Annotated in this window: 13 protein-coding genes and 1 tRNA gene; 10 read left to right on the plus strand and 4 right to left on the minus strand. The window is 68.1% G+C overall.

Features of this window, described 5'->3' with window-relative positions:
* The first annotated feature begins 56 nt into the window (after positions 1-56).
* The 5 genes from serS to N1027_RS05570 all read left to right on the plus strand — a co-directional run bounded on the left by serS (position 57) and on the right by N1027_RS05570 (position 3,047).
* A complete protein-coding gene (gene serS / locus N1027_RS05550; RefSeq protein ID WP_259506002.1) occupies positions 57-1,325 on the plus strand; it encodes a serine--tRNA ligase in 1,269 nt (422 codons plus the stop codon).
* A complete protein-coding gene (locus N1027_RS05555; RefSeq protein ID WP_259506003.1) occupies positions 1,322-2,227 on the plus strand; it encodes an HAD family hydrolase in 906 nt (301 codons plus the stop codon). Before serS ends, N1027_RS05555 begins: the two co-directional genes overlap by 4 nt.
* A gap of 165 nt (positions 2,228-2,392) precedes the next feature.
* Positions 2,393-2,479, plus strand: a tRNA-Ser gene (locus tag N1027_RS05560).
* 68 nt (positions 2,480-2,547) lie between these two features.
* On the plus strand, positions 2,548-2,790 hold the full coding sequence (locus tag N1027_RS05565) for a type II toxin-antitoxin system Phd/YefM family antitoxin (protein ID WP_284438896.1): 243 nt from the start codon (positions 2,548-2,550) through the stop codon (positions 2,788-2,790).
* Positions 2,787-3,047, plus strand: a complete 261-nt coding sequence (locus tag N1027_RS05570) for a Txe/YoeB family addiction module toxin (RefSeq protein WP_259506005.1) — start codon at positions 2,787-2,789, stop codon at positions 3,045-3,047. The genes N1027_RS05565 and N1027_RS05570 overlap by 4 nt, the downstream gene beginning before the upstream one ends.
* Positions 3,048-3,085: 38 nt before the next feature.
* Here N1027_RS05570 and N1027_RS05575 read toward each other — a convergent pair whose 3' ends face one another.
* The gene (locus N1027_RS05575) at positions 3,086-3,988 is read right to left on the minus strand and encodes a LysR family transcriptional regulator (RefSeq protein WP_259506006.1); all 903 of its coding nucleotides are present in this window, start codon (positions 3,986-3,988) and stop codon (positions 3,086-3,088) included.
* An 82-nt stretch (positions 3,989-4,070) separates the two neighbouring features.
* Between N1027_RS05575 and N1027_RS05580 the strand changes: the two genes are divergently transcribed.
* Positions 4,071-5,318: an MFS transporter gene (locus N1027_RS05580; protein ID WP_259506007.1), complete on the plus strand. Its 1,248-nt coding sequence runs from the start codon at positions 4,071-4,073 to the stop codon at positions 5,316-5,318.
* A 242-nt stretch (positions 5,319-5,560) separates the two neighbouring features.
* Positions 5,561-6,787, plus strand: coding sequence for a ScyD/ScyE family protein (locus N1027_RS05585; protein WP_259506009.1), 1,227 nt, complete (start codon positions 5,561-5,563; stop codon positions 6,785-6,787).
* 79 nt (positions 6,788-6,866) lie between these two features.
* Here the strand turns inward: N1027_RS05585 and N1027_RS05590 are convergent, their stop codons facing one another.
* Positions 6,867-7,754: an AraC family transcriptional regulator gene (locus tag N1027_RS05590; RefSeq protein ID WP_259506010.1), complete on the minus strand. Its 888-nt coding sequence runs from the start codon at positions 7,752-7,754 to the stop codon at positions 6,867-6,869.
* A gap of 157 nt (positions 7,755-7,911) precedes the next feature.
* Between N1027_RS05590 and N1027_RS05595 the strand changes: the two genes are divergently transcribed.
* Entirely contained in the window at positions 7,912-8,925 is a 1,014-nt protein-coding gene (locus N1027_RS05595; RefSeq protein WP_372499684.1) for an aldo/keto reductase, read from the plus strand.
* An 85-nt stretch (positions 8,926-9,010) separates the two neighbouring features.
* Here the strand turns inward: N1027_RS05595 and N1027_RS05600 are convergent, their stop codons facing one another.
* On the minus strand, positions 9,011-9,481 hold the full coding sequence (locus N1027_RS05600; RefSeq protein WP_259506013.1) for an SRPBCC family protein: 471 nt from the start codon (positions 9,479-9,481) through the stop codon (positions 9,011-9,013).
* Positions 9,478-9,831, minus strand: coding sequence for an ArsR/SmtB family transcription factor (locus N1027_RS05605; RefSeq protein ID WP_259506014.1), 354 nt, complete (start codon positions 9,829-9,831; stop codon positions 9,478-9,480). Before N1027_RS05605 ends, N1027_RS05600 begins: the two co-directional genes overlap by 4 nt.
* A 144-nt stretch (positions 9,832-9,975) precedes the next feature.
* Between N1027_RS05605 and N1027_RS05610 the strand changes: the two genes are divergently transcribed.
* Complete coding sequence (locus N1027_RS05610) at positions 9,976-11,241, plus strand: LCP family glycopolymer transferase (protein ID WP_259506015.1); 1,266 nt, start codon at positions 9,976-9,978, stop codon at positions 11,239-11,241.
* A 61-nt stretch (positions 11,242-11,302) separates the two neighbouring features.
* Positions 11,303-12,544: an LCP family protein gene (locus N1027_RS05615; protein WP_259506016.1), complete on the plus strand. Its 1,242-nt coding sequence runs from the start codon at positions 11,303-11,305 to the stop codon at positions 12,542-12,544.
* The last annotated feature ends 32 nt before the right edge of the window (positions 12,545-12,576 follow it).

Here is a 12,576-nt window from a genome sequence, read left to right on the forward strand (position 1 = left end):
CGAGGCGCAAAACCGGGCCGCGGGCCGGGGCGGGAGCGCAAAGTAGGATGAGAATCGTGATCGATCCAGTGCTCTTGCGTGAAATGCCCGATGCCGTCAGGAAATCGCAGCGAGCGCGAGGCTCCTCGGTGCTGCTCGTCGACGAGGCCATTGCGGCCGACACCGAGCGTCGAGCCGCCATCCTCGAGTTCGAGAACCTGCGCGCCGAGCAGAACGCCTTCGGCAAGAAGGTCGCAGTGGCTCCGAAAGAGGAGAAGAAGGCGCTCGTCGAGCAGGCGCAGTCCCTCGCCGCATCGGTGAAGCTCGCCAACCAGCGGGCGACGGATGCCGAGAACGCGTTCGTCGAGACGGCCCGGCAGATTCAGAACATCGTCATCGACGGCGTGCCCGAAGGCGGCGAAGAGAACTTCGTGACGCTGCGCGAAGTGGGCACCAAACCAGTCTTCGACTTCCCGCCGCGCGACCACGTCGAACTCGGTGAAACCCTCGGGGTCTTCGACCTCGCCCGCGGGGCGAAGGTCTCGGGCGCTCGCTTCTACTTCCTCACCGGCATCGGCGCCCGCCTCGAGCTCGCACTGATGAACCTCGCGCTCGACCGCTCGCTCGCCGCCGGGTTCACCCCCCTCATCACGCCCACCCTGGTGCGGCCCGAGACGATGGACGGCACGGGCTTCCTCGGCGAGCACGCCGACGAGGTCTACTACCTGCCGGCCGACGAACTGTTCCTCACCGGAACCAGCGAGGTGGCGCTCGCCGGATTCCACATGGGTGAGATCCTCGAGTTCCCGGCCGACGGCGCGGGCCTCCGCTACGCGGGCTGGTCGACCTGCTACCGACGCGAAGCCGGCTCGCACGGAAAAGACACCCGCGGCATCCTGCGCGTGCACCAGTTCAACAAGCTCGAGATGTTCAGCTACGTGCTGCCCGAGAACGCCGAGGCCGAGCACGAGGCACTGCTGGGCTACCAGGAGGGGATGCTCACCGACCTCGGTCTCGCCTACCGCGTCATCGACGTGGCCGCCGGCGACCTCGGCTCGAGCGCCGCCCGCAAGTTCGACACCGAGGCCTGGGTGCCGTCGCAGGAGACCTACCGCGAACTCACCTCGACGTCGAACTGCACCACCTACCAGGCGCGCCGACTCGACACGCGCTACCGCACCGAGTCGGGCAAGACCGCCCCGGTCGCGACCCTCAACGGCACCCTCGCCACCACCCGCTGGATCGTGGCGCTGCTCGAGACGCACCAGCAGGCCGACGGATCGGTCGTGGTGCCGGAGGTGCTGCGGCCCTACCTCGGCGGACTCGAGCTGATCGAGGCCAAGTGAGCGAGGCACGCGGCGCATCCCCGATGCGGCCGGTCGGCGCGGATGCTGCGGCCGACGGGTCGGCTGCCCTGCCGGGTGCAGCGGATGTCGCGGCCGACACATCCGCTGACCGCTGGCTCGTGGCGCTCGACATCGACGGCACCGTGCTGCACGAAGACGGCACCCTGAGCGACATCGTGGGCGCGGAGGTGCGGCGCGTGGTCGCCGAAGGCAACGAGGTGATGCTCGCCACAGGCCGCTCGGTCGCCACGACGCTGCCGGTGCTGCAGCTTCTCGGCATCGCTCCCGAGTTCGTGGTGTGCGCGAACGGCGCCATCACCCTCGAGCGTGACGCTTCGGCGCCGCTCGGCTATCGGCGCGAGCACGTGGAGATCTTCGATCCGGGGCCGGTGCTCACGAAGATCCGTTCGCATCTCAGCGAGGCGGTGTTCGCGGTGGAAGACGAGGACGGCTTCTTCCGCTACACGGAGGCGTTCCCCGAGACCGTTCTCGGTGCGGGCAGCGAGCAGGTGAGCTTCGAGGAGTTGATCTCCACCGAGGCGACCCGTGTGGTGGTGATCTCGCCCGATCACGACATGGAGGACTTCCTCGCCGTGGTGGAGCGGATGGGCCTGCACCGGGTGAGCTACTCGATCGGCTGGACGGCATGGCTCGACATCGCGCCCGACGGCGTGAACAAGGCGACCGGCCTCGAGCGGGTTCGTGAGCGGCTCGGCATCCCGCGCGACCGCGTGATGGCTATCGGCGATGGGCGCAACGACATCGACATGTTCCGCTGGGCCGGCGAATCGGGCCGGGCCGTGGCGATGGGCCAGGCCCCGCGCGACGTGATCGACGTGGCGACGGAGGTCACGGCATCCGTCTACGACGACGGGGTGGCCGGGGTGCTCGCCACGCTCTGACCGCGCGCACGTGCCGACGGAGTTCGGCGCCCGATGCGGATTGTGCCTCCGTCGTTTCCGCTATTCGCCCCGAAACTCCGTCGTTTCGGCGGCAGTGGTTCGGCGGCGGTGGCGCGTCGGGCGGTATGCTCGTGGCTGGTTGCGCAGGCTGTGCCGGCGCTTCCGGGAGGGCTGTCCGAGCGGCCGATGGAGCCAGTCTTGAAAACTGGTGAGGTGTTAAAGCCTTCTAGGGTTCGAATCCCTAGCCCTCCGCCCGATCGCTTGCTTCACGAACACCCCGCCCGTACAATTTCACGTACAGGAGGTGTGACGTGAAAATCATGTCGTATTCGGAGTCCCGAGCGCACTACGCCGAGACGTTGTCGTCGGTCGTCGACGACAGCGAAGAGGTCGTCATCACGCGCGCCGGCCACGAACCCGTCGTGATGGTGTCGCTCGCCGAGTACGAGTCGCTGAAGGAGACGGCATACCTGTTGCGGAGTCCCGAAAACGCCCGGCGGTTGCTCGGCGCGATCGGCCGTCTGGAATCCGGGCACGGTCGCGAGCGCGATCTGGACGAATGAAGTTCGTCTGGGACGAAGAGGCCTGGGCAGACTACGAGTGGTGGCAGGCTCAGGATCGCCGCATCGTGAAGCGCATCAACACACTTCTTCGCGACATCGCCCGCAATGGCAATGAGGGAATCGGCAAACCCGAGGCACTGAAGCACGGCTTCCACGGTTTCTGGTCGCGACGCATCTCGGATGAACATCGGCTGGTCTACCGAGTCGAGAGCGATCAGGTGCTCGTCGCCGGCTGCCGCTACCACTACGGCAGCTGACCCGAGGAGCTTCCCGCCGGCGCGGGCGCCCGGGTGAATCAGCCGAACCAGCGGCGCCCCTCGGTGGGGGTCGCGGCCGACGCACGCACGTTCTCGACCAGCGCACGGATCTGCGGCCGACGCTCGGCCCCGCGCCGCACGGCGAGCGACAGAACCCAAGGGGCCATCGGCTCCGACAGGGGCACTCGCACGCATCCGGTCGTGTCGATCATGTCGGGCACCACTGCCACCCCGAAACCGGCGGCGACGCAGGGCGCCACGTTCGGCAGATCGGCCAGCTCGGCGGCGATGTGCCGCACGATGCCTCGCTCGGCGAGTGCCTGGTCGAGCTGCACCCGGTTACCGAAGCCCGGCAGCACGTCGACCCATTCGTCGGCGGCCAGCTCGGCCAGCGACACCGACGGGTTGCCCGCGAGCCGGTGCCCCTCGGGCAGCAGGGCCACGAACTCCACGCTCACGAGCGGCCACGAGTCGAGGTCGGGCGGTGTGGGCACAGCGGTGAAGGCCAGGTCGAGGCGCCCGTGCGCGAGGTCGTCGAGCAGCCCCGTCGACCCGGTCGGCGATGCCACCAGCTGGATGTCGACGAGCGGATGCTCCCGCCGGAACCCCGCGAGGATCACCGGCAGATCGAGCACCTGCAGCGCTGCGAAGGTGCCGATACGCACCCGGCCGCGAAGCCCTGATGCCGTCTCGGTCGCGACCTGACGCAATCCCTCGAGGTCGTCGAGCAGCGCCCGCGCGAGCGGCAGCAGCGCCTCCCCGGGCGGCAGCAGCTGCACCGTCTTGGTGGTGCGCTCGAACAGCCGCACGCCCAGCTCGCGCTCCAGACTGCGCAACCCCGCCGACACCGTCGACTGAGCCACGAACAGGCGTTCGGATGCCCGGGTCACGCTCTGTTCGTCGGCGACGGTCACGAAGTAGTCGAGCAGGCGGGTCTCCATGCCATCGATCATAGAACAAAACGATTATTGTCATCAAAACTATTCGTTTGACTCGATGTATGCGTCGGCGCATCATCGAAGCATGACTTCCACCGCCGCCGTTCCACTGACGACTCCCGTGCTCCGCAGCCTCCGCCTTCCGCACAGTGCGGGGTTCTGGGTGACAGCGGTCGCCTTCTTCGTGATGATGGCGTTCAACACCGTTCCCACCCCGCTGTATTCGCTCTACCAGCAGCGCGACGGTTTCCCGACCGTGGTCGTGACCGTCATCTTCGCCGCCTACTCGATCGGTGTGATGCTGGCGCTGTATCTCGCCGGACACCTGAGCGATCGAGTGGGTCGCCGTCGCGTCTTCCTCGCCGCCGTCGTCATCGAGGTGCTGGCGGCCGTGATGTTCCTCGTGTGGTCGGCTCCGGTCGGGCTGGTGGTCGCGCGCTTCGTCGCCGGACTCGGCATCGGGATGCTCACCGCGACCGCCACCGCACACCTGGCCGACCTGCGCCGCCTCGCCCGCCCCGATGCGGGTATCGGCTTCGCCGCCACTATCGCGGGTGTGGCGAACATGGGCGGCCTCGCCCTCGGCCCGCTGATCGGCGGTGTCTTCGCCGAATGGGTTCCGATGCCCCTGGTAGCTCCCTACCTGGCGTTCCTGGCCGCACTCGTGGCGATCGGCTTCGCCTACGCCTTCGTGCCGGAGACGGTCGACACCGCTCGCGAGCACGCGCCCTACCGCCCGCAGCGGGTGCGCGTGCCGCGGGAGAGCCGCGGCGCCTACTGGGCGGCGGGCATCGGCGGTTTCGTCGCCTTCGCCATCACGGGGCTGTTCGGCTCGGTCGCCCCGACCTTCCTCGTGCAGATCCTTCATCAGAGCGACCGCTTCGTCGCCGGGCTCGTGGCGTTCTCGGTGTTCGGTGCCGCGGCGCTGTCACAGGTGGTGTTCTCGACGATGACGACCCGTTCGCAGCTCGTGTTGGGTGTGACGTCGATCATCGTGGGACTTCTCGCCCTCGGGGTGGCCGATCTGGCGGGCTCGGTCGTGCTTTTCGTGGGCGGCGGAATCGTGGCCGGAGCGGGCGTGGGCCTGGTCTTCCGGGGCGCGCTCGCCACTGCTGGCGCACTGGCCGGCGAAGGCAATCGCAGTGAGATCACCGCCGGCATCTTCCTGCTCTCGTTCGCGGGCATGACTGCGGTGCCTCTGCTCATCGGAGTCGCGCTGCTCATCCTCCCGCTCGTGCCGGTGCTGCTCGGCGCGGTGGTGGCCATGCTCGCTCTGATCGTGTGGGCCGGGCCGTTGATGGTGCGGGCGACGTCGACACGTGCAGAATCGTGATGCAGACAATCGCCCCACGTGCTCGTTTCCTGTGGTTTCCCGCATTTGGAGATCGAGGCCTCGACGGCGGTTAACCCCCCGTTGTAGGGTCGGCGAGTCGGCGTGCATCGTCGGCACGGGGCGAGCAATTGGACACGGGCGCGAGGGCGCCGACACAACTCCGCCCTGCCTTCTCGCGTGCATCCGTCAGCATCTGCCCGCCTTGTCATTCCCGATCGACCCGGTGACAAGGAGCCGAATCAATGAAGAAACGGACCATTCTGGGCGCTGCGTGCGCCGCTACCATCGCAGCTGTCGCAGTTGCCGCCCCCGCCTATGCCGGCGGGCACCATGGCGGCGGCTGGCACCATGACGTGCCTGAGGCGCCGACTCTGAGCCTCGATCCCGTCGCGACGCTCGCGGAGGGGTTGGTCTCGCCCTTGAGTCTTGACGTCGACAGGCGCGGCGACGCCTACCTCTCGCAGAACTTCATCGGGGAGCTGACCGGGGTGAGCGAAGACGGCGTCGTTTCGTCGCTCGCCACCGCATCCGTTCCTGGGCAGGAGATCGGCGCGGTGTCGTCGCGGCACGGCACCGTCTACTTCAGCCAGAACGACCAGCCCACCGGCGTGGCCAACCTGATGTCGCTCGAAGAGGGCGGAACCCCCGAACTCCTCGCCGACCTCGGCGCCTACGAGGCCGAGTTCAACCCCGACCAGGTGAACACGTACGGCTTCACCGACCTCGATCCGGCCTGCGCGGCCCTGATCGATCCGACCGGCCCCGCCGGCCCGCCCACGTATACGGGAATCGTCGACGCGCATCCGTACGCCTCGCTCGCCCTGCGTAACGCGATCTACGTCGCGGATGCCGGCGGCAACGACATCCTGCGCGTCGACTACGACGGGGAGATCTCGACCGCCGCCGTGCTGCCTCCGGGTGAGCCCGTCGCGGTGACTCCCGAGCTCGCCGCCCAGTTCGCGTTCCCGGACTGCGTCGTGGGCCACGGCTACTCCTTCGAGCCGGTGCCGACGGATGTCGAGCGCGGCAATGACGGCTGGCTCTACGTCTCGACCTTGCCGGGCGGACCGGAAGACCCGAGCCTCGGCCTCCGCGGCAGCGTCTACAAGGTGAACCCGCACGACGGTGAGGTGGAACTCGTCGCCACCGGCTTCGGCGGCGCCACCGGCATCGCGGTCGACAAGGATTCCGGCGTGGTGCTGGTGGCCGAGCTGTTCGGCGGACCGGAGGGCACCGGCCAGATCTCGGCCCTGTCGTCGCGTTCCGACGAGGTGTTCGCCACCTTCCCGGTGTCGTCGCCGGCGGCGATCGAGTTGCGTGACGGAATGGTCTACGCGACGACGGATGCCTTCGTGCCCGACGAATCCGGAAACCCCCAGCCGATCGGCAAGCTGAGCCTGTACCAGCTGACCGACGCCGATCACGGCGGCTGCTGGGGCGACGACGGGGAGCACGAAGAGGAGAACTAACCTCCGCCTCCCCGAATGAAGCGCGGCGCCCTCCGACCTCCCCCGGTCGTGGGGCGCCGCCACTGTCTGTCGACTCCGTTCAGATCACGGGCGGCCGGGCGATCGCCCGCAGTCGCACGGCGTCGCGCGCGGGCGGTTCACCGAAGGCGCGGCGGTATTCGCGGCTGAACTGGGAAGGGCTGTCGTAGCCGACCCGGAAGCCGACCCCCGCGATGTCGTCGCCGTCGGTGAGCAGCAGGGTGCGCGCCTCCTGCAGGCGGATCTGCTTCTGGAATTGGATCGGGGTCATGGATGTCGCCGACCGGAAGTGCCGGTGGAAGGCTGACGTGCTCATCCGCGCGATCCCCGCCAGCTTCTCGACCCGGAGGGGTTCGGCGTAGTGCTCGCGTATCCACCCCACCGACCGTGACACCCGGGCGAGACTGCCGTCGGCCACGCCGATCTGGCGCACCAGGCCACCCTGGTCGCTCGTGAGCAGTCGCCAGAGGATCTCGCGGCGGTAGGCCTCCGCGAGCACTGGGATGTCGGCCGGCCGGTCGAGCAGGCCGAGCATCCGCACCACCGCGTCGATCAGCGCGGGCTCGGCATCACTCACTGCCATGGCTGTGACGATCGGAGCGGCCGGAGCGGGGGTCTCGAGCAACAGTGCTGCGAGGAGGGCCGGCTCGAGGGCGATCGTGACCACTGCGAAGGGCTGCTCCGCACTCGCTTCGAGCACGCGACCGGTGACCGGCAGATCGAGTGAAGCCACCAGGAACTGGCCGGCGCGGTAGTCGTAGGCCGTGCCGTTCAGCACGGTGCGCTTCGCGCCCTGGGCGATGAGTGACATCGAGGCGTACGACATCACCGACGCCGGCTCGGTGGGAACGGTGGAGACGCCGATGCTCACGCCGGGCAGCACGTCGTGCCGCACCCCGCCGTGCGAGTGCCGCAGGATCTGTTCGCGCAGTTCAGCTGTTCCGGCCATGGTCACAGTCAAGCACGTGGATGGCGGTGTATCACACGATCCGGTTGCTTACGGCAGGATCGTGCAAGAGGTCGACAGGATCGGTCTACGCTCTACGGGGTGCTCGGTGTTTTCCTGGATGAGCGGTGCAGACGCGCCGGGTAAAGGAATGACAGACATGCAACACAGAATCCTCGGCGACACCGGCTTCCCGGTCAGCGAGTTCGCTTTGGGCACCATGATGTTCGGGAAAATGGGCAATCCCGACCACGACGACTCGATCCGCATCATCCACCGCGCCCTGGATGCGGGCATCGACTTCATCGACACAGCCGACGTCTACTCGCTGGGCGAGTCGGAGGAGATCGTGGGCAAGGCCCTCCGCGGTCGGCGCGACGACGTGGTGCTCGCCACCAAGTTCGGGCTGCCCATCGATGCCGTGCCCGGACACGGCGGGGCGTCGCGTCGGTGGATCGTGCAATCGGTCGAGAACAGCCTGCGCCGCCTCGGCACCGACTACATCGACCTCTACCAGCTACACCGGCCCGACTACGACACGGCGCTCGAGGAGACCCTCTCGGCGCTCTCCGATCTGGTGACCGCGGGAAAGATCCGCGCCTTCGGCTCGTCGACCTTCCCGGCCGACCGGATCGTCGAGGCCCAGTGGGCGGCCGCACGCCGCGGCACGCACCGCTTCTTGAGCGAGCAGCCGATGTACTCCATCTTCACCCGCTCTCTCGAGGCGGCCGTGTTGCCTGCGGCCCAGCGTCACGACATGGGCGTGCTCACCTACAGCCCTCTGAACGGCGGCTGGCTCTCCGGCCACGCGGATGTCGCGTCGCGGCACCGCGCCGGCAGCCGCCCCGCGATGTACGACCCGACCACCCCGGGGGGAGCCGCGAAGACGGCGGCGCTCGCCGAGCTGCGTTCGGTCGCCGCCGACGCGGGGCTCACAATGCCGCAGTTGGCGCTCGGATTCGTGCTCGCGCATCCGGCGATCACCTCGGTGATCATCGGACCGCGCACCCAGGAGCAGCTCGACGGCTTGCTCACGGGCGTGGGGGTGCGATTGGACGCCGCGACGCTCGACCGCATCGACGCGATCGTGCCGCCCGGCACCGACGTCAGCCCCGACGACAACTACAACGCTGCGCCGCCGGCCCTCATCGACGCGAGCCTGCGGCGTCGCTGACATGTTTTCGGGAGGAGCAGCGGCACACGAAGCTCGCATACGGGCTCCGATGCACGCAGCTCCTCCCGAAATCGCGCCGGGCGGCTCAGGCGAGCAGCGCGTCGAGGCGCTCGTAGCCCTCCACCACACCGGTCTCCATGCCGTTCTCGACCATGCCGTCGCGGGCCTCGACACTCGGAAAGACGCTCCAGCCGGTGACGCGGCTGCGCCCGTCGCCGAGGTCTTCGAAGCGGGCGGTCTCGAGCGAGACGAAGTCGGGCATCCCTTCCCACTCGAAGGTCTGGATGATCAGTTCGTCGGTGCGCGCCTTGTGGAACACCCCGTTGAAGGCGTACTCGTTGCCTTGCGGGTCGACGTGCACGTAGCGGTAGCGGCCGCCGTCGCGCAGCTCGTACTCCTCGAGCTGCATGTCGTAGCCGTTCGGCCCGAGCCACTGCTTCACCAGAGCCGGATCGGCATAGGCGTTGTAGACGGCGGCGACCGGCGCATCGAACTCGCGAACGATCTCGATGAACGGAACGCCCTCGGGGGCGGTGATGGTGACGGGGTTCGTCATGATTTCTTCTCCTTCTCTTTCTCTGTCTGCAGCACGGCGTCGAGACTGCGGAACCGGTGTTCGTGGGCGAGTCGGTAGCCGTCGATCCAGCTGGTCAGCTGTTCGAGGGCGGCGGGTGCGAGGTGCACCGGTCGGCGTTGGGCGTCGCGGCTCCGCGTCACGAGTCCGGCGGCTTCGAGCACCTGGATGTGCTTCGACACCGCCTGCACCGTGATGGCGAAGGGCTCGGCGAGTTCGTTGACCGTGGCCGGCCCGCGGCTCAGGCGGGCGATCATCCGTCGCCGCACCGGGTCGGCCAGGGCCATGAACGCACGATCGAGCTCGTCGTCGGCGCCGTCCTGTTCTATCATTATCAACCTACTCGTTTATCAACAATCTAGTTGAATAGTAGATCGCCTTTCCGACGGCGTCAACACCTGTGCCGATGAGACTCTCAGTTTCATGCGGGAACATGAAAGGTCCGCCAGTCCGCTTACCCCGACAGCCTCATCACCATGAAGCATCCGCACGCGCGCCATCCGATCGCCCGGCACGGACGTTTGAAGACCCCGCATCCCGTCGCACTGGTCGCGCAATATCTCGCCGTGGCGCTCGCCGTCGTGCTCGTGAGCGGCGGAGTGTTCGCCGGTTACGCCACCTGGAGCGTCTCGAGCGAGGTGCAGACCGTGGCGCTCGCCGGTGACACCGCCGGGCCGCCGCCGCAGATCTCGGCCATCGACGGAGGGGTCAACCTCTTGCTCGTCGGAAGCGACAGCCGCGAAGGCCAAGGCGACGCCTACGGGGAGACCGAGGGCAACCTCAACGACGTGACGATGCTCATGCACATCGCCCAAGACCATTCGAGCGCCACCGTCGTGAGCTTTCCCCGCGACATGGTGGTTCCGGTGCCCTCGTGCCCAGACCCCGCGGGGGGCAGCTTCGATGCGATGAGCGCGCAGCCCATCAACGTCACCCTCTCTTACGGCGGCCTGCCCTGCACGGTGCTGACGGTCGAGGCCTTGACCGGGCTGAGCATCCCGTTCGCCGCGGAGATCCAGTTCAACGGCGTGATCGAGATGTCGAATGCGGTGGGCGGCGTGCCCGTGTGCGTGGTCGACCCCATCGACGACGAATACACCGGCGTGGTGCTCGACTCCGGAACCCACATGCTGCAGGGAGCGGATGCGCTCGGCTTCCTGCGCACCCGGCACGGCGTCGGCGACGGCAGCGACCTCGGCCGCATCTCGTCGCAGCAGGTGTTCCTCTCCTCTCTCGTGCGCACGATGAAGTCGAGCGAGACGCTCGGCGACTTCAGCAAGCTCTATGGCATCGCCCGCGCAGCCTCCAGCAACATGGTGCTCTCGCAGAGCCTGGCCTCGCCCGACACGCTGGTCTCGATCGCGTTGGCGCTGAAAGACATCGATCTCAGCCGGGTGACCTTCGTGGCGTATCCCGGAAGCACCGGCGGCGATGGTGTCTATGCCGGCAAGGTGGAGCCTCTCTACGATGACGCGGCAGTGCTGTTCTCGGCGATCGCGGCGGATCAGCCGGTCACCACCGCCGATCCGGCGAACACCGGGGTGGGCGCGGTCGTCGACCCGAATGCGCCCACGACGGCTCTGCCCTCCAGCGCCCCCACGACAGCACCGGATGACGGCGCGGCCGCCGACGGCACGGCGACACCGGCGCCGGATGTCGCGAAGACCCCCACCGCCCTGCCACAATCGATCACAGGGCAAACTGCAGCGGAATACACCTGCTCGAAGGGGAACGACTATTAGCCGAAAGACGCGTGCCACGACGCCGGTCGCTCGACACGGCCGGCAGAAGTCGTCGCATCCGTTGTGGGCGGTCGGCACGTTCCTGGTGGCGTCGGTCGCCGTTCTCGGCGTCAGCGGTGTCTCGCTCGCGGCGTACGCCGCCTGGGATGTGACCAGTTCGATCACGACCGTGTCGCTCGTCTCCGATGACACCGCGAGCACCCCCGGAGCTGCGCCCCCGCCCGAGATCTCGGCGATCGACGGCGGAGTGAACCTGCTGCTGGTCGGCAGCGACAGCCGCACCGGACAGGGCGACGCCTACGGCGAAGACGAGGGCGGCGAGCTCAACGACGTCACGATGCTGCTGCACATCTCGCAGGATCACACGAACGCGACCGTGGTGAGCTTTCCGCGTGACCTCGTGGTCGACATCCCCGATTGTCCCGAGGGTGGCGGCTACACCGCGCCGATCAACGAGTCGCTCTCGCAGGGCGGCCTCGCGTGCACGGTGCTGACGGTCGAGAGTCTGTCGGGGCTGAGCATCCCGTTCGCGGCGGAGATCCAGTTCAACGGCGTGATCGAGATGTCGAACGCGGTGGGCGGTGTTCCGGTGTGTGTCTCGGAGCTGATCGACGACCCCTTCACCGGCGTCTACCTCGAGCCGGGCACGTCGAACCTGAGCGGAGCGGATGCGCTCGGCTTCCTGCGCACCCGGCACGGCGTCGGCGACGGCAGCGACCTCGGCCGCATCTCGTCGCAGCAGGTGTTCTTGTCGTCGCTCGTGCGCACCATCAAGTCCGATTCGACCCTCAACGACTTCGGCAAGCTCTACGGCCTCGCGAAGGCGGCGGCGAGCAACATGACGCTGTCGGATCGGCTGGCCTCGCCCGACACCATGGTGTCGATCGCGCTTTCGCTGAAGGACATGGATCTCTCGAAGGTCACCTTCGTCGCCTACCCGAGCTTCTCGGCCGACTGGGTGCCCGTGGGCAAGGTGGCGCCCGACACCGATTCGGCAGCGGTTCTCTTCGCCGCCATCCAGGCCGATCAGCCGGTGGCCGTGGAGGCGCCGGGCGGCATCGCGTCGGTGCTCGACCCGAACGCGCCGGTGCAGCCGGGTGCCACCACGGCGCCGGTCGATCCCGCGGTTCCGGTGGACCCGTCCGTTCCGGTGGACCCGGATGCGCCGGTAGACCCGGATGCTCCGGTCGAGCCGACCACGCCCGAGCCCGGTTCGGTGAACGCCGACGGATCGACGGTGCTCCCGTCGAACGTGAAGGGTCAGACCGCGGCCGACTACACCTGCTCCGTCGGAAACGACTGAGGTCGCCCGCCCGCCCTCCCCTTCCCTGAACC

The organism is Herbiconiux aconitum (assembly GCF_024979235.1).
In the GTDB taxonomy this organism is placed as follows: domain Bacteria; phylum Actinomycetota; class Actinomycetes; order Actinomycetales; family Microbacteriaceae; genus Herbiconiux; species Herbiconiux aconitum.